This is a genomic window from Pantoea sp. RSPAM1, from assembly GCF_038816185.1.
GTDB classification, from domain to species: Bacteria; Pseudomonadota; Gammaproteobacteria; order Enterobacterales; family Enterobacteriaceae; genus Pantoea; species Pantoea ananatis.
Map to the genome: position 1 here is coordinate 3924502 of NZ_CP046137.1, position 17993 is coordinate 3942494.

14 protein-coding genes are annotated in these 17993 nt (G+C 52.0%); 6 read left to right on the forward strand and 8 right to left on the reverse strand.

What is annotated here, in order from left to right; genetic code table 11:
- Nucleotides 1-15: 15 nt before the first annotated feature.
- The 3 genes from GKC68_RS18910 to GKC68_RS18920 all read left to right on the forward strand — a co-directional run bounded on the left by GKC68_RS18910 (nucleotide 16) and on the right by GKC68_RS18920 (nucleotide 4650).
- Nucleotides 16-1029 carry a capsular polysaccharide synthesis protein gene (locus GKC68_RS18910; protein ID WP_028724587.1) on the forward strand — a complete coding sequence of 338 codons (1014 nt, stop codon included), beginning with the start codon at nucleotides 16-18 and terminating at the stop codon, nucleotides 1027-1029.
- Between the two features lie 204 nt (nucleotides 1030-1233).
- Nucleotides 1234-3525, forward strand: a complete 2292-nt coding sequence (opgB, locus tag GKC68_RS18915) for a phosphatidylglycerol--membrane-oligosaccharide glycerophosphotransferase (protein WP_342656402.1) — start codon at nucleotides 1234-1236, stop codon at nucleotides 3523-3525.
- A 237-nt stretch (nucleotides 3526-3762) separates the two neighbouring features.
- The gene (locus GKC68_RS18920; protein ID WP_342656403.1) at nucleotides 3763-4650 is read left to right on the forward strand and encodes a hypothetical protein; all 888 of its coding nucleotides are present in this window, start codon (nucleotides 3763-3765) and stop codon (nucleotides 4648-4650) included.
- Between the two features lie 4 nt (nucleotides 4651-4654).
- Here GKC68_RS18920 and GKC68_RS18925 read toward each other — a convergent pair whose 3' ends face one another.
- Both GKC68_RS18925 and GKC68_RS18930 read right to left on the reverse strand, forming a co-directional pair.
- Nucleotides 4655-5383: a GNAT family protein gene (locus GKC68_RS18925; RefSeq protein WP_342656404.1), complete on the reverse strand. Its 729-nt coding sequence runs from the start codon at nucleotides 5381-5383 to the stop codon at nucleotides 4655-4657.
- 143 nt (nucleotides 5384-5526) lie between these two features.
- Complete coding sequence (locus GKC68_RS18930) at nucleotides 5527-6033, reverse strand: RcnB family protein (RefSeq protein ID WP_028724584.1); 507 nt, start codon at nucleotides 6031-6033, stop codon at nucleotides 5527-5529.
- Nucleotides 6034-6400: 367 nt separating this feature from the next.
- Between GKC68_RS18930 and GKC68_RS18935 the strand changes: the two genes are divergently transcribed.
- Nucleotides 6401-7069, forward strand: coding sequence for a YecA family protein (locus GKC68_RS18935; RefSeq protein ID WP_342656405.1), 669 nt, complete (start codon nucleotides 6401-6403; stop codon nucleotides 7067-7069).
- A gap of 274 nt (nucleotides 7070-7343) precedes the next feature.
- On the opposite strand, the gene GKC68_RS18940 is transcribed toward GKC68_RS18935, so the two are convergent.
- From GKC68_RS18940 to GKC68_RS18955, 4 genes are all read right to left on the reverse strand, one after another.
- Nucleotides 7344-8054 (reverse strand): FadR/GntR family transcriptional regulator, encoded by a 711-nt coding sequence (locus GKC68_RS18940; RefSeq protein WP_013024491.1) that lies wholly within the window; start codon nucleotides 8052-8054, stop codon nucleotides 7344-7346.
- A 99-nt stretch (nucleotides 8055-8153) separates the two neighbouring features.
- Nucleotides 8154-9551: an MFS transporter gene (locus GKC68_RS18945; RefSeq protein ID WP_342656406.1), complete on the reverse strand. Its 1398-nt coding sequence runs from the start codon at nucleotides 9549-9551 to the stop codon at nucleotides 8154-8156.
- 142 nt (nucleotides 9552-9693) lie between these two features.
- Nucleotides 9694-10725 carry an L-idonate 5-dehydrogenase gene (idnD, locus tag GKC68_RS18950; protein WP_342656907.1) on the reverse strand — a complete coding sequence of 344 codons (1032 nt, stop codon included), beginning with the start codon at nucleotides 10723-10725 and terminating at the stop codon, nucleotides 9694-9696.
- A 41-nt stretch (nucleotides 10726-10766) separates the two neighbouring features.
- Complete coding sequence (locus GKC68_RS18955; RefSeq protein ID WP_014595262.1) at nucleotides 10767-11534, reverse strand: SDR family oxidoreductase; 768 nt, start codon at nucleotides 11532-11534, stop codon at nucleotides 10767-10769.
- Between the two features lie 322 nt (nucleotides 11535-11856).
- On the opposite strand from GKC68_RS18955, the gene GKC68_RS18960 reads away from it, so the two are divergent.
- The gene (locus GKC68_RS18960; protein ID WP_089528175.1) at nucleotides 11857-13110 is read left to right on the forward strand and encodes an enolase C-terminal domain-like protein; all 1254 of its coding nucleotides are present in this window, start codon (nucleotides 11857-11859) and stop codon (nucleotides 13108-13110) included.
- 330 nt (nucleotides 13111-13440) lie between these two features.
- On the opposite strand, the gene GKC68_RS18965 is transcribed toward GKC68_RS18960, so the two are convergent.
- Complete coding sequence (locus tag GKC68_RS18965) at nucleotides 13441-14778, reverse strand: nitrate/sulfonate/bicarbonate ABC transporter ATP-binding protein (RefSeq protein ID WP_028724578.1); 1338 nt, start codon at nucleotides 14776-14778, stop codon at nucleotides 13441-13443.
- A 10-nt stretch (nucleotides 14779-14788) separates the two neighbouring features.
- Nucleotides 14789-16525, reverse strand: a complete 1737-nt coding sequence (locus GKC68_RS18970) for an ABC transporter permease subunit (RefSeq protein ID WP_342656407.1) — start codon at nucleotides 16523-16525, stop codon at nucleotides 14789-14791.
- A 505-nt stretch (nucleotides 16526-17030) separates the two neighbouring features.
- Between GKC68_RS18970 and GKC68_RS18975 the strand changes: the two genes are divergently transcribed.
- Nucleotides 17031-17990, forward strand: a complete 960-nt coding sequence (locus tag GKC68_RS18975) for a hypothetical protein (protein WP_342656408.1) — start codon at nucleotides 17031-17033, stop codon at nucleotides 17988-17990.
- Nucleotides 17991-17993: the final 3 nt, after the last annotated feature.

Sequence of the window (17993 nt, forward strand, 5' to 3'; positions counted from 1 at the left end):
AATAACAGGTGAAACATGAATTCACACCGCCGTTCCTTGCATCATCTCTGGCGTCAATGGGAAAAACTTGCTTTCACCAGCCGCATGCTGTGGACGATGAAACAACACCGGGCCGTAAGCGCGCCTGAATACGATCCTACGCAGGAACAGGACGTGCTGCTGGAATCCACACCTAAGACTCTGCCTGCCATTGCTAAAAAAGTCTGGCTGTACTGGCCCGGCGACCGGCTACCTGCTTCCGTTGCCCTTAACGCCAGTAAAATTCGCCGTGATAATCCGGATCATGAGATTCATCTGCTTACCCCTCGGACGCTGGGACAGTGGCTGCCGGATTTGCAATTTGTCTCTTCCGATCTGACTCCGCAGCTAAAAGGCGACATCATCCGGCTGGAGCTGTTATTACGCTACGGTGGCATCAGCATCGACTGCAACACATTGCTGTTCGAGGATCTTGCCTGGGTCCATCAGGCACAAAGCGACCGCCCCATGGATGTGCTGGGATATTATCGTCAGCAAAACACGGTTAACCCACTCAGACCGATGATTGAAACCGGCTTTATCGCGGCGCCTGCTCAGAATCCCTTTATTCGCGAATGGCTGAAGCAACTGGCCCCGGTAAAATACGTAGGCAGACAAAACTATCTGATGGAGTTAATGAAACGCAGTGATTTCCCTGCGGTGCAACAGAATCTCAGCAACCCCGGTGACGAACTCACGGCGCTGGCACATCAGTTGGCTATGGATGAGCACCGTCGGGTTAATACCCGGTTACGCAAAGCGGAAGCCAGCGTCGGCTATTATCAGCAGGTGCATGCTGGCAGCAGCGATGCCTGTGTGCGCTCTGTTCTGTTTCAGCAGCGTCCGCTCACGCCGCCGCCGGTCATCCGGCTTACTGACAGTGCGCGCGCGTACCTCGATTTTAACCTGCGGTTACGCTTTTACAATCGTGCCAGCCTGGTCGGGGAAGCGATGCACGACAGCCCCTCCTCCCCCGCCAGACTTTCAGCGCCGCAGGAACAACGCGCGTAATCCGCCTTCTGTCCGGCCGTTTCAACAGAAATCGCCGGGCACTTCGCCCCTGTTTGACGTCAGATTGACGGTACTGTGAGTCTGCAGCCAAATCTGCGCGGAGATGTTGCAGCCCGACGACAGCCGCTATAGATTGAGTCAAAAATCCATGGAATGTCCCCCCTGTTGATAAGAGACATATTCATACGATAAGAGGATTTGACGTTGTCTGAATTCGTGTCAGTAATACTTTTTCTGACCGCGATTGCTGTTTATTCCTGTAAAGCAGGCCGAAGCAGAATCTGGTTTTCCCTCACCTTATGCCTGTTAATACTGTTCGTGCTGCTCAATGCCACACTGTTCGCCAGTAATTATTTTACCGGCGACGGCATTACTGACGCTGTCGTGTATACCTTAACAAACAGCCTGACCGGTGCCGGCCTGAGTAAATACGTTGTGCCTGCCCTTGGGCTGGTCATCGTGCTGTTTTTACTGTTTTGTACCCTGTCATGGCTGCTGCGCCGCCGCGAGCGGCCCTTTCATTCAGGCTGGAGCCTGGTAGCCTTTGCCTGTGCCGCCGGCGCGGTACAAACGTCGCCAGCCTTTCAGCAAGTGAGTTCACTCATTACCTCGCACTCACTGCGCGAACACTCCGACTTTGCCACCGTCTACAAGGTCCCGAAAAAGCGCATTGCGCAGCCCGCACTTAACGTGGTGTATATTTATGCTGAAAGCCTGGAGCGGACCTACTTCGACCCGATTGCCTTCCCTGGACTGGCCCCCGAACTCAGCCGGGAAAAAGAGCAAAGCATCGACTTCAGCCAGACCGAGCAGCTTCCCGGCACGGATTACACCATTGCCGGTATGGTCGCGTCGATGTGCGGTATTCCGCTTTTTGCCCCTTTCGACGGTAATGCTTCTGCCTCTCTTTCCAGTTTTTACCCACAGAACATTTGCCTGGGTGATATTTTAAAAAATTCCGGTTATGAAAACTGGTTTATTCAGGGCGCTGACCTGCGCTTTGCGGGTAAAGATGTCTTTTTACGTTCTCACGGCTTTGACTCTGCGCGCCTGTACGGTTCACAGGAACTCAAAGACAAGGTTAGCGATCCGACCTACCGCAATAACTGGGGTTATTACGACGATACCGTGCTGGACGAGGTGTTTAAAACCTATGAGGCACTTTCGCGCCAGCAGAAACGTTTTGCGCTGTTTGCGCTCACGGTGGATACGCATCATCCTGATGGATTTATTTCCCGAAGTTGTCAGCGCAAAAGTTATAGCTATGCGGGCAAGCCAAATCAGTCGTTCAGCGCCGTATCCTGCTCGCAGGAGCATATCGCACGCCTGATTTCCCGTATTAAGGCTTCACCCTGGTTTAAGAATACCGTAATTGTGGTGGCATCCGATCATCTGGCCATGAACAACACGGCGCATCCCTTTCTGATCAAGCTTCCTCGTCACGATCTGTTTATGGTGATCCGTGGCGATCAACCACAGGCAGAAGTGATGGATATGAAACGCAGTACGCTGGATAACGGCGCGACGTTACTGGATATTCTGGGCGGCGACAATGCGATAGGTTTGGGACGTAGCAGCCTGTCCGCAGTGTCGTTGTCGAGCCAGTTTGAGGATATGAAAACCAAAGTGTTGAGCTGGAAAGCCGATATCATTCAGCTGTGGAACTTCCCCAAAAAGATCGACAGCATCACGCTGGATCAGACGAAGAACACGCTCAGCTTTTCCGGAGCCAGCTTTGCCTTGCCCATTCTGCTGAGGGTGACGGAGAAGCATGTGGAGCCACTGCCTGAGGGGGAATATTCGGCACCTTTACGTTATCAGCTGGCCGACTTTACCTCGGCGGAAAAGTTTGTCTGGGTCGATCGCTGCTTTAAAATTGCCCGTATCTGGCAACCCGCGCTGGCCCTGTCCAGCGACTGGTGCCTGGCAATGGGCCAGCTCGCGGGCCATCCCTCCGTTATGCGCATGGATAACCCCCTGTGGAAAGGAAAGGTGCAGTTCCCGGCAGGCCCCCAGAACGATGCAAACTATCAACATGCCGTGGCGCAGCTGCGCATCGACGATAATGCGATTCGTTATAATGCCGACAGCTTTTTGTTCGCGGTTCCCGGCGCCCCCGCAAGCGTGAAGCAGTTCAGCGGCCTTTCCCGTTCGGAAAACTGGGGCCGCTGGTCAAACGCCAATCTTGCCCCGGAAGTGACCATAGAATTCGTTAACCCTTTGCCCGCCAGATTTGATCTGGTGATTACCGCTCTCGCCTATGGCCCCAATGCGCACCGACCCACAACGGTGCAGGTAGGCGACATAAAACAGCCCCTGATGCTGGGAGAAGAAGCGTCAACCCAAACGCTGCGTTTTGATAACACCCGCGGAAGCCGTCGGTTAACGTTTACCCCACCAGAGCCGCAACTCAGTAATCTTAACAACATCGCAGGTCAGGACCCACGCAAACTCGGCATCGGTCTGATGACGTTAAAGGTTGTTCCCGTTCCCTGATGGTTATTCACGATGACTGTTAGCCCCCACCTTTTACACTGCCTGGTAAGCGGGCTGTGTAAAAGAGGCTAGCTGACAACGTTTTTTTGCGGCCCACCCCGCAAAAAGATGAAAACTACGCGTTTAACTAATTGATATATTGGAATTTATTTCGCAGTATGTTCTTTCTGTTCTGTGACCAGACCGGCTCTCCTGACATGATAGTGTAATAACGTGATGAATCGGGAAGGCTCTTGAATGACACTCACCATGATGAATACACACAAAGCGTTTAAACGTTTACAGCGCGCAGGTATCAACGATCGCCAGGCAGAAGCGATGGTGGATATTTTTTCGGCATTAAAGCAGGACAATGCGCTGTCCCGTGCTGATGTCATGCAGGCTTTTCAGCGTCAGAATCAGCATATCTTTTCGCTAAGCACGCAACTGAAGAAAACGGAGTCATGCCTCAGAACCGAAACTGGTGAGGTGGCGAAAGGCGTAGAGTTCCTTCAGACAGTGACGGGTGGACTGATAACAGACGGCAGCGTACTCAAGACGGATGTCGCCGAACTCAAGACTGACGTCGCTGAACTCAAGACCGATGTCAGCGTGCTCAAGACTGACGTCGCTGAACTCAAAACTGATGTCGCCGAACTCAAGACCGACGTCGCTGAACTTAAGACCGATGTCAGCGTACTCAAGACTGACGTCGCTGAACTCAAAACTGATGTCGCCGAACTCAAGACCGACGTCGCTGAACTCAAGACCGATGTCAGCGTACTCAAGACCGACGTCGCTGAACTTAAGACCGATGTCAGCGTACTCAAGACTGACGTCGCTGAACTCAAAACTGATGTCGCCGAACTCAAGACTGACGTCGCTGAACTCAAGACCGATGTCGCCGAGCTCAAGACTGACGTCGCTGAACTCAAAACCGATGTCGCCGAACTTAAGACCGACGTCGCCGAACTCAAAACAGATGTCAGCGTACTTAAGACCGACGTCGCTGAACTAAAAACAGATGTCAGCGTACTTAAGACCGACGTCGGGAGTTTAAAAAACGATATGCGTTGGGTACAGCGTCTGCTGATGATCATGACCACCACGTTGCTTATGGCGACCATTAAATATGTGCTTGCCTGAGACGTTACCCGCGCTTCAGGCCTTGACCCCGCAGGGTTTCCAGCTTTTCACGCTGTCGCCCGTCGGCTGTAAAATTAGCCTCTGCCAGCCAGCATTCCAGCCCATTTTTAACAGTTGGCCATTCACTGTCGATGATTGAAAACCAGCTTGTATCGCGCGTGCGGCCTTTATAAACGCGGGCCTGACGAAATTCACCTTCAAAGCGAAATCCCAGCCGAAGCGCGGCCCGACGCGAAGGCAGATTACAGCTGTCACATTTCCATTCATAACGCCGATAGCCCAGTTGCTCGAAGGCATAACGCATCAGCAGAAAATGCGCTTCGGTCGCCATTCTTGTTTGCTTTAGCAATCGGGAAAAGGTGACGTATCCCACTTCCATCACTCCATTTTGCGCATCAACACGCATCAGCGATAGCGTTCCGACGGCCTTACCGGTTTCAACATCAATAACGCTGAAATGCAACGGATCCTGACTCGCCTCCATCGTAGCAGCATGGGCTAACCAGGCGGCCTCATCATTAAACGGCCCCTCAGAAAGATAGGTCCAGTCACGGCCATCTTCTGCCAGTGACCAAGCCTGCCAGAGTGCTTCAGCATGCGAAGCCACGCTAAAGGGCTCAAGGTGGCAAACCTGACCCTGAAGCACCTCACGCTGAGGTAAGGGACGTGGCTGCCAGTCGGGCATGGATTGCCCTACAGGTTGACCATACTGATTGACGTGTTGCGACATCATGCCTTCTCCATTGCAGTGAATAAAAACACGTTGCCATGTTGCAAACACGTTGAGAAGTCATTACTGATAAAAAAGACAGAAACAGAAAACGGCCGCTTAACGCGGCCGTTGAAAGAAGAGATAACTTACAAAGCGCCGCAGGACTATCCGCGGAAGAAGATATCGCCGGATTTGCCCATAACGATCTTACCGGTGTCGTTGGTAATCAGAATGTAATTGGCATTGATATAAGCCCAGTGGGTATCTGGCTGAGGCGCAGGCAAATTACGTTTCTGCCACTCGGTGATGGTGTAAGTCTTGCTCCGATACTTATCTGGCACGGTATCGCCGATTTTGTGCTCTTTATAATCAATGATAATGGTGCTGAGATCGTAATTTGGCTTACCTGGATTACCCGCTGACTGCGAAGGCGTTGTTGGCGTGATGCCGTCGTTGGAGTCAGAACTCATCGGCGCCTGCGGCTGAGCAGGTGCCGCAGCACCGGGCTGCGCGTTGTTATCGCCAGATTGAGCGGTTGGATTGGCCGGTTGAATCTGCGGCGGCGGTGGCACATTGTCGGTGGTTTCACCTGCAGCCTGAGCGGCGGGGATCAGGCTCAGCGAGCCGAACAGTAAACCCGCTGAAATAAAAGCAATTTGAGTCCTGCGCATAATAATTTCCACATTGAATTGATTTTAATAACAGTAGACTACTCTGAAGACAATCTAAACAGGGCTGCGGTTCCGTCACTCATAAAGGTAAGTGTAAGGAATCACGACTCATTCTGGACCCAACCTACACCTTACCTGTCTTTCTCTGTCAGGTTAAGCAACAATGTGATACCAGGATAGTTACCTCCTGTTAAAGACGTTTTGCAAGTCGCGGATCGCAACACAGCAGAGGAGATAATGCCGCAGTGGCGTCCGGTGTCGTCCTGCGCAGCCTTGCAACGCTGCGATAAGCGCAATAAGCGTGTACACTGCGCGTTTTTACACGCAGTAAATTTTCTGCTGCACCCGACACGTCCGGAGATATCCCATGAAAGAAGGCCCGTTAAGCGAAAAAGAGCTGCAATGGCTCGAAGATATGCTGGAAAAATACGGTAGTGAAGCGTCGATTCTTGATGTTTCAGAACTGGATGGCCTGCTTACTGCCGTGCTTTCAGGTCCGACGACGGTAGAGCCAAGTCGCTGGCTGGTCGCGCTCTGGGGCGGTGAAAAGCATATTCCCAAATGGAGTAATGAGCGCGAAATGACGCGCTTTATGGAACTCAGTTTCCAGCACATGAACGACATTGCTGACCGCCTGTCTGAGTTTCCAGAACAGTTTGAACCCCTGTTTGGCGTGCGCGAAATGGAAGGTCTGGAATTTACCGTCGTTGAAGAGTGGTGCTACGGCTATATGCGCGGCGTGGCCTTAACAGACTGGTCGTCACTTCCCGCTGAGCTCCAGGATTCACTGGACGCCATCGCCCTGCACGGCGCAGAAGAGAACCTGGAAAAGGTTGATGCGCTGACGCCTGAAGAAATGGAAAGCAGCATTGATGCTATCCGCCCTGCCGCCCTGGCGCTTCATGATTACTGGATCTCACAGCCCGAAGCGATTCCTCAGGTGCAGCAGCCGGTCACTGTGGAAAAACAGCCGGGCCGCAACGATCCCTGCCCCTGCGGCAGCGGAAAAAAATACAAGCAGTGCTGCCTGCATTGATTGAAAAGGGAGCCCGGTTCACTGGCTCCCTTGTTTATTCTGCCACCGTTAACTTCACCACTCACGTCGGGAGAGCCTTATGGCTAACCTGCCGCTTCGCCGTCATGTCTTACAGAATGCAGGATCGCTACGTGCTCATGGCCCAGACCAGAGCGTTACTGGCGATAAAGCGGACCAGCAGGGCAATGACAATAAAAAGCCTGCCACGGTGAACCCTGTTTTCCTCAGCCTGCAAAAGGGTGGCTTTTTTCGCGTTCCCGCAGCGCGAAACAGCCTATTCCCCCTCTTCTTTTTTAATCATATCGATGGCGACCACGTTATGTTTCATCGCCTCATTCAGCACCTGTACCGCCGAGGACGCATCGCGGTTTTTAATCGCCATAAAGACTTTGATGTGCGCCTCAACACTTTCAAGCGTAATGCCCAGTGAGCGATTCAGTTCTTCAAGATAATAGTAATAAATATCTTTGATTGACTTCATCACGTTGTAAAACACGCTGTTATGAGAGGCGCGGATAATCGCCAGATGAAATTCGTAATCCGCTTCCGAATATTTCTTGTAATCACCTTTATTAATAAGCATGTTATTGAGCGCCTGCTCCAGCAGGCCAATATCCTCTTCTGTGGCATGTTCCACTGCCAGCTCAACACATTTAAACTCGACGGTCTGGCGAAAAACCATCATGTCGTTAAAGGCTTCCCGGCTCAGATGCATTAACGGTCTGGCATTGTGATTAAGCATCTGTGGCGAAAAGTCTTCACACACGTAACTGCCGCTGCCCTGACGGGTAATCACGATACCCAGATCGCGCAAGCGCTGCACCGCGCTGCGTATACTGACCCTGCTGACATTAAAAGAGTGCGTCAGCTCCGCTTCAGAAGGTAAACGCGTGCCTGCGGACCAGCTACCGTCCAGTAGCTTCGCCTTAATCTGCTCGAACACTTCGTTAACGACGTTCTGTTTCTGAATGGATTTTATGCTCACAACACCTTCTCATATGATGTCCTACATGACGCCATTCTATCTTATCCTTTCCCGCAAAGTCCTGCGCTAACGCAGTGACAGACAGGGTTCAACCTTGCCTTACTCGCCGCTTCCTGCCCGAATCGAGGGGGCAACAGGATGACGATCATCCGGCACGCCGCCCGACGCATCGGCCTCTGCAGTAAGATCCCTATCCACCACCTCTGGCATTATCAGTGAAGCCAGCAGGCCGATACAGGAATAGCCGATCAGCATGATCGCAATCGGATACCAGGTGCCCGTGAGCTGGCAGAAAATACCGGCCAGGAGCGGCCCTAAACCAGTGGCAAACAGCCCACCAATCTCCTTAGAGATGGCCATTTGCGCGAAACGGTTTCTGGAACCAAACATCTCTGCCATGGTGATCCCTTCAATTGCCGCCTGGCCCAACACTGCGATGTTGTGGATTACGATCAGGCAAACCATGATGGTACTCACCGCCTGCGCGTTATCGACGATGAGTGAAATCATCGGATAAGCCAGAATAATCGAGCCCAGCGTCAGAATGCGGTAAGGAATACGGCGCCCTATCCGGTCTGAGAGCCAGCCGATAAGCGGAATTGTTAAAAATCCTATTACCGAGCTCACCATGATGGCATCGGTGGGAACCGCCTTATTGAACAACAGCGTCTGAACCATATAACCCGCCAGAAAGGTCTGGATGATGCCTGAGTTACCCGCCTGACCAAATCGCAGCCCGGTAGCAATCCAGAAGGCTTTGCCTTTGATTAACTGGAAAACAGACTGTGCCGGCTGATGGTGGGGCTTGACGGTGGCAGATTCGGCAACGTTTTCAAACACCGGACTTTCTTTCAGGTTGAAGCGCAGCCAGATTGCAAATCCCATTACGACGAAACTGGCCAGGAAAGGAATACGCCATGCCCAGGCAATGACTTCGTCATTGGTGAAGAAAAAGAACATAGCCGCCCAGATGGCGGTTGCACTTAACGTGCCGCAGTTGGTGCCCATAGCAACCAGCGAGGCAATAATGCCCTTTTTTCCTTTGGGCGCATATTCAGCCAGCATCGTGCTGGCACCCGATATTTCTGCACCGGCACCTAATCCCTGAATAATACGCAGCGCCACCAGCAGCAAGGGCGCTAAAATACCCACCTGCTGGTAAGTGGGTAATACGCCAATTAAGGTGGTACAAACGCCCATTAAGGCAATAGTGATAAACAGGACTTTTTTTCGGCCAACACGGTCGCCCATTTTGCCAAAAAAAACGGCGCCGACGATTCGCGCGATATAACCTGCACCGTAGGTTCCCATTGCCAGAATCAGCGCCATCGCACCCGACTGTTCGGGAAAAAAGACTTCATGAAAAACTAATGCCGCACCAAGAGAATAGAGCTGGAAATCCATAAATTCTAACGTTGTACCCAGCCATCCTGATACGGATGCCCGGACCAGATCAGAGGTATTACGTTCTGTGGTGTGGGTATTTAAATGACTCATGTTTTCACCCTGAGGTCGACGATGCGTTAACAGGCGACTAAATGACAGGCGAGTGCCGCTTACGCGGAGCGTGAGGATCTCTTCACCCGCGACAATCACTGATGTTTTAAGCCGGAGTAATAACTACAGGTTCTGAGATATTTTATGAAAACTGAACCAAGACTTTTGAATGTTGTGTTTTATCACTGGCCGCCTTTAATGCCGCTTCAATATCGTGATAGGCATAATTGCCGGAAAGAATCGGACGCGGATCGATAATGCCTTTTTCCAGCCATTTCACCGCCACATCAAATTCATCGATAAAACGGAAGGAGCCTTTCCAGCTAATTTCTTTTACCAGCATCTGCGCTACCGGGAAATTAAGCGGACTTTTTCCCATCCCAATTTGAACCACGACGCCGCCCGGCCGCGTGACCAGAATACTGGATTCAATCGCCGCTTCGGCTCCGCTGGCTTCAAGCGTAACGTCGAAATATCCCCGATTTTCACCGTAGCGGGCAACGGCGACACGGTCGCTTGCATCCACTGCCGCATCAGCCCCCATTTCTACCGCGATGCGGCGGCAGCGCTCGCTGGGATCGAACGCCACGATCTCTGCCGCGCCGGAAGCGCTTGCGGCGGCAATCGCCAGGGCGCCGATAGGGCCCGCGCCCATCACCAGCACCCTTTTCCCGACTAGGCTGCCTGCCACGTTGAGCGCATGGATCACAACGGCGGTAGGCTCAGCAACGGCCATGACGCTGGCCGGAACCTGCTCATCATAAGCCACGCACTGCTTCGCAGGCACCACGACATATTGTGCAAATCCCCCATTCACGTGCGGAGTGAACTGGGCGCTCCCCATAAAGCGCATGGTGGCGCAGGCATTCTGTTTACCTGCCCGACAATACTCACACTGACCACATGGCTGTGATGGATTAATCGCGACTTTTTGTCCCGGTTCTAACCCTGATGCTGCCGGCGCCTGGAAAATCCGCCCCACAAATTCGTGACCTATCACTAGCGGTTGCTTAATCACGGATAATCCGGCACGTCCTTCATGGTAATAATGAATATCCGAGCCGCAGATGCCGCCGCACTCCACTTGAACAACGACATCATCATCCGAATACTTCAGTTCGCGCTGCTCAACCGCGATCTCTTTTTTGCCCTTTGCCACGCAGGCATGCGTCATTATGCTGTGCACATGTTTTTCCTCTTTCGGGTCAATAACGCTTACAGCACGGCCAGCCAGCCGCCATCCACGTAGATAATCTGACCATTGATATAATCTGAGGCAGGCGATGAAAGAAAAACGGCCGTACCGGCCACTTCTTCTGGCCGTCCCCAGCGCTGCGAAGGATTACTGCTTTTCACCCAGCTGTCGAACCGGGCATCGTCCACCAGCGCACTGTTCATGTCCGTCAGGATATATCCCGGCCCAATCGCATTGGTCTGGATATTAAACTGCGCCCATTCGGCCGCCATTGAGCAGGTCAGCATCTTAATGCCGCCCTTGGCAGCGGTATAAGGTGCAACGGTTGGCCTGGCCGCCTGGCTGGTCAACGAACCGACATTGATGATTTTGCCGCCCCGATCGCGGGCAATCATGCGTTTGGCTGCCGCGCGCGAAACCAGAAAGGCGCTTGTAAGGTTGGTATCAATCACCTTTTGCCAGTTTTCCAGTTCCAGCTCCAGCATGGGTTTGCGGTACTGGATCCCGGCATTATTTATTACGATATCGACTGCGATGCCCTGCTCATCCAGACTGGCGAACACCTGCTCTATCGCGCTTTCACAGGTCACATCAAACACCCGGCCGGAGACGCGATAGCCTTTATTTTTTAGCTGTTCAACGGCCTCGTTCAGCACCGCTTCACGCGTGCCGTTCAAAATAACCTCTGCCCCGGCAGCTGCTAATGCTTCGGCGTAGGCAAAACCCAGGCCGCGAGAGGACCCCGTTATCAAAGCCGTTTTACCGGTCAGATCGAACATTGCAGTCATAATCCACCTTTAAATATGTATGACAACTATCTTATTAAGGTGAATTTGCCGGCAGATTAAATCAATACACAAAGCGTATTTATGAGGCACATATCACAAATGATTAACAAGAAATCACACCAACCAATTGTATTTATTGGAAATAAAAGCAATTTATTTAACCAGCATTATTTCATTAGATCGCCGTCACAAAAACAGCAGTGCAGGATTCAAGCCGGATAAATTTATGATAGAAAGGCAATGTTGTATGACAACATACCATTAAATCTGGGTGCAGCGATGAGTACGGTGCGGTTAATGTTCTGAATAATAAGGAGCGAGTGTGAGCAATCTGTTCATCACCAATGTAAAAACAATTTTGACTGCGCCGGGCGGCATCGATCTGGTGGTGGTTAAAATTGAAACGAATGAGCCCGGACTGTACGGTTTGGGGTGCGCCACCTTTACCCAGCGCATTTACGCCGTACAAAGTGCCATTGATGAGTACCTTGCCCCGTTTCTGATTGGCAAAGATCCCGCCAGAATAGAAGATATCTGGCAGTCCGCCGCCGTGAGTGGCTACTGGCGCAATGGCCCGGTAATGAATAATGCCCTTTCCGGCATTGATATGGCGCTATGGGATATCAAAGGTAAACAGGCCGGGCTGCCGGTTTATGAACTGCTGGGTGGGAAATGTCGCGACGGTATTGCGCTCTATGTGCACACCGATGGCGGCGATGAAGTTGAAGTGGAAGACAGCGCTCGCGCCAAAATGGAAGAAGGCTACCAGTATATTCGCTGCCAGATGGGCATGTACGGCGGTGCCGGTACTGATGACCTGCGGCTGATTGCCAATCGCATGGTGAAAGCGAAAAATATTCAACCCAAGCGCTCGCCTCGCACCAAAGCCCCGGGGATCTATTTTGATCCGGAAGCCTATGCGAAAAGCATTCCGCGGTTGTTTGATCATCTGCGCAATAAACTGGGTTTCAGCGTGGAGCTACTCCATGATGCCCATGAACGTATTACGCCGATTAATGCCATTCATATGGCCAAAGCGCTGGAGCCTTATCAGCTTTTCTTCCTTGAAGATCCGGTTGCTCCCGAGAATACGGAGTGGCTGAAAATGTTGCGCCAGCAGTCTTCCACGCCGATCGCAATGGGCGAGTTGTTCGTTAACGTAAATGAGTGGAAGCCGTTGATCGACAATAAGCTGATTGATTATATCCGCTGTCATATCAGCTCGATTGGCGGTATCACACCGGCGAAAAAAATCGCCATCTACAGTGAATTAAACGGTGTTCGCACCGCCTGGCACAGCCCTGGGGATATCTCTCCAGTTGGGGTTTGCGCAAACATGCATCTGGATCTGAGCTCGCCTAATTTCGGCGTTCAGGAATACACACCAATGAATGATGCGCTACGTGAAGTCTTCCCGGGCTGTCCTGAAGTGGATCAGGGCTATGCTTACGTCAATGACAAGCCGGGGTTAGGGATTGATATCAACGAAGCGCTGGCGGCAAAATTCCCCTGCGAGGGCGGCAATCCGACCTGGACGATGGCCAGGACGCCGGATGGCACAGTCTGGCGTCCCTGAGTCATCAGGTCTTTTTCAGAGGCTCAGCAATGGGCCTTTTTGCTTTCCCAGGCATTAATAGCCTGGCGGGACTGGACCACAACAGGCCGTTCAGGTTGGCTTTACCGTGTTCAGGGATAGATAAACAGCGGGCTTTCAATGTGCAGGCAATGAATTTTATCGATTAAATGCCGTAATCAGCCCCTTACCTCTGAGGAATAAGAACAGTGTAAACCGCGTTTATTTATCTTTCAGGAAGGAATATTGCCTTGAGAATCTTTCAGGCACCATCCCGTGCAGAGTAACGGGATGGTGTAAGGGATAGCGCAACGTTTTGCTGAGCGAGCAGAATTAAAACTCAACGTCTTCCAGACTAAAATATTCGGTCTGATCGTTATAAGAAAAGATTTCTGCATAGCGGCCCCAGTTGATCACGCTGTCCAGCGTCTCTTTGGCGGCGCTGTCAGCCAGCGAGTCTTCCAGCTCCTGCTCGAAGCGCATGCGCGGCGCACGATGACCGGGACGTTCATCCAGCACGGTTTTAATCAAGGCGGCCAGCGGCACATAGCGCAGCAGATGATCGGCAAACATGACTTTGCGTTGCTGGGTATCCGATTCGGCAAAAACCCGGGCAGGTGGCGTAAGGAAAATATCCCCTTCCCTGACGTCGGCAAAGCCCAGTGACTGGAGCACTTCGGCTATGGGGAACAGCTCATCGACCTCCAGATGCAGCGAACGCGCAACATCCGGCATGTCTGCACGACCGTGATAGGGCGCGGCCGCCAGGGTTTCAATCAGGCCGGCCATCAGGTTAGTTGATACCTGTGGCAGGTGCGTGCCCAGCCTGAGGCTCTTTTTCACATTATCACTGGTTGGTCTGGCGGTCATCTGCGTGTATACATCATCAACCAGACGACGGAACGCGGGATCAAGGCGATTACGAGGATGGCCAAAGGGCACTTTGATTTCAGCCACGACGCGTCCGGGATTTGACGACAACACCAGGATGCGGTCGCACATAAACACGGCCTCTTCGATATTGTGGGTGACAATCAGCACCGACTTCATCGGCATCTGTCCCTCGTTCCACAAATCAAGTAAATCCGTACGCAGCGTTTCGGCGGTTAATACGTCCAGTGCAGAGAAAGGCTCATCCATTAATAAGAGAGTGGGATCGACCACCAGCGCGCGAGCAAAACCGACACGCTGACGCATTCCACCTGAGAGCTCGCGTGGGTAGGCGTTTTCAAAACCGTCCAGGCCGATCAGGTCGATGGCTGCCAGGGCGCGTTTTCTGCGCTCCGCTTTTTCCACGCCAAGCGCCTCCAGGCCAGCTTCCACGTTTTGCAGTACCGTCAGCCAGGGAAACAGCGCAAAGGTCTGGAACACCATCGCCACGCCTTTGGCCGGCCCATTAAGCGGCTTGCCCAGATACTCGACCGCGCCTGAACCTGGCGTGATCAGGCCAGAAATGATACGTAACAGCGTGGATTTTCCTGAGCCTGAGCGGCCCAGCAGGCCGACAATTTCCCCTTCCTGCAGGGTGAGATTAACGTCATCCAGGATCAGGACTTCACCATGCGTTTTATCATAACCGTGCTTAATATCTTTCACCGTCAGGATAGCTTTGCGCCCTTCTGGTTTTCTGTTCGACACGTCTGGGTTCAGTGTGGGTGGAGTGTTTAACATCAGGTGTCCCTTAATTAGCACGGAATTTTGATTCGGCGTACACGTACAGCGGTCGCCACAACAGACGGTTGAACAGGGTGACAAACAGCGACATCACCGCGATACCAAGAATGATTTTGGGGAAATCCCCGGCGGCGGTGGTTTGTGCGATATAGGCACCTAAACCGTGTGCCGTGACCTGCGTATTCCCCCACTGCACAAATTCAGACACGATGCTGGCGTTCCACGCGCCTCCGGAAGCGGTAATCGCGCCCGTAATGTAATAAGGGAAAATGCCGGGCAACATCACCTGACGCCACCATTGCCAGCCACGAATATGAAAGTTCGCGGCGGCTTCTTTATAGTCATTCGGAAACGCGCTCGTCCCTGCGACGACGTTAAACAGAATGTACCACTGGGTACCCAGCACGATGAGCGGTGACAGCCAGATATCGGGATTAAGATGAAAATGCACAATCATAATCACGAAAACCGGGAACATCAGGTTGGCCGGGAAGGCCGCCAGAAACTGAGCCACGGGCTGAATCTTCCCCGCCAGAGCAGGCCGCAGGCCAATCATCACGCCTAACGGCACCCATATCAGCGACGAAATCAGAATCAGCACCGACACGCGCAATAAGGTAATCAGCCCCAGCGTGAAAACGTGTTTCACCTCATCCAACGTCACGCCGATCTGAACGTAGGTAATGACCCGGTAAACCACATACAAGGTCAGTAAAATGACGAACGCGCCCCAGACAGTGTCACCCAGCCTTGAAGCGCGGCGAATATTGTTTTCGAAACGCACGGGTGCCGCTGTCGGCCAGCGCCATGAGATACGCGCCAGCGCTGACAGCAGCAGCCGTAACGGCGTGAAGATCTGATGAATCAGACGGGTTCGCCGCATTAAATCGCGCACCCAGGAGGTTGGCGCATTACCTGAGCGGGTGTTTTCCATACGGAACTTATCTGCACAGGCGACCAGCGGTCTGAACAGCAACTGGTCGTAAGCCAGAATCACAATCACCATGGTGAGTAACACCCAGCCTACCGCGTGGATATCTTTATGCAGAATAGCCTGCGCCAGATAGCCACCGACACCGGGCAAGGTAAAGGTGTTATTACCGACCGTGATCGCTTCAGAGGCGACAATAAAGAACCAGCCGCCTGACATCGACATCATCATGTTCCAGACCAGCCCCGGTACGGCAAAAGGCGCATCCAGCTTCCAGAAACGTTGCCATCCTGTCAGATGAAACCCACGCGAGACTTCCACCAAATCGGCTGGCACGGTGCGCAATGACTGATAGAAGCTAAAGGTCATGTTCCACGCCTGGCTGGTGAACAGGGCAAAGATGGCTGCCAGCTCCACGCCCAGCACCTGCCCCGGAAAAAGCGCAATAAAGAAGGTGACGGTAAAGGAGATGTATCCCAGCACCGGCACGGACTGCAGGATATCCAGAATCGGCACCAGCACCTTTTCAGCACGGCGGCTTTTGGCGGCCAGCGTGCCGTAAATCAGGCTGAATACCAGGGAAGCCAGCATTGCCACCAGCATACGCAGCGTGGTGCGCATGGCATATTCCGGCAGATTAGTGGGATCGAGCGAGATAGCCTGGGTTTTCAAACTCTCAATCGGCATCAACGTTTGATGAAAGCCGACCGCGACCATAGCAATCAGACAAATAATCAACGGAAAAGCCACGGCATCCCAGACGTTAGGCAATAACCGTCTGTTGGCCGCCAGCATGGTGAATCGGAAGTTCATGAACCCTCTCTTCTTTTCATCACGGGAGCGACTAAATTATTTCAGGTGAGGGATTATCAGGCAGGATTGTTAAACGTATGCTCACCTGATGACCGGGTTTTTATTAATTTTTTGTGAAAGCCCGGCCCCGATTTTAGCGGGCTCATCTTGTGCAGCCATTTTCTTAACACCATCAAACCTGCCATAGCGGAAATGGCACCAGAGACTCACGCCCAAAACGCTGGCAACTGAAGCGTACTAAGACGGCAATAACCCCCGTTGTTTCATCGCGGCCCACTCAGTCTTTGCCTGCGCGACGAACGACTGCACCTGTTACTTAAAATATAAACCCCATTAATATTTTTTCTACATCTTATCCAGACAGAAGCAGATTGCTGACTCGATTTTTCTGTAAATGAATTTGCGGGACTAATCGGTTATTGAGACTATTCTTAATTTATCAGCTTCCGCTACGCTTTATCCTTTAGGGTTGATAACTCGGCTTTCATGATCAAGGAGTGAGCGAATGGCCTTACCAGAATCGTATTCAAATAACCTTCCGGATTACAGCCTTGGCCAACGGATGGGGATGGTGTCCGCAGATGACATTGATTTCAATGCTCTGGCAAATCGTTTAGATTGCACGCGGGACTTCAGTCAGGTCGGCATTATATACTCTGATGGTCTTGCACAATGGCTGGTTCGCCCTTCACGTCGTCACGCTCAAGCCAGCAAGAGTAGTGTGAGCCATGTAATCATTACCAAGGTTAATGCCACAAATCCTCAGGTTGCTGCAAAGGCGCTGACGGAAACGCTTAGCAAACCGTCATTGGCTAGCGAGATTACATCGACGATGTTTTCATGTGGTGCTTTAGTGGTGACGGGATTCCTTGCATTTGGTTCTGCTGCAGCCGTGCCATTGACAGCAGGCGCATCGGGTGTTGTCGCGGGTATGATTATCGCAGGCGGATTGGCTACAGGTATGCAATGCGCTATCGGCACTGCACGGTTGTATGCTATCTATGAAGGCAACGAAGATTATGTCGCGTGGCTTGATTCACAATCCTGGTACGTTGCAACAACGACTGCGCTGGATGTGATATCGCTTGCAGGAGCGGGAGCCGGTCTGAAGAGCGCAATTGAAACATACAAGGTAATGAAAGCATCCTCTTCTGCAAAGGCCTTCGAATGGCTTAAAACGTTAAGTCGCGCTGAGAGAAAAAGAATTACAGAAGAAATAATACGCGCTCAAAATCCCGGTATTTCAAACGGGGGTATTAAGGCAGCGATGAAAGCAGGTGTTTACCCTAAACGTTACCCTGCTGAGGCTATACAAAAATCTCTGCAGCGCGAATTAACGTCAGCGCTGGTTAATTCATCGGCGTTTGCTGGTAGTGCGTTGACAGGCACATTAAGGAATCCCCAAAACATTGTTCAATCGGGAAAGTATGTTATCGGCGTTATTCAGTCACTTTCCTCTACATAAGTT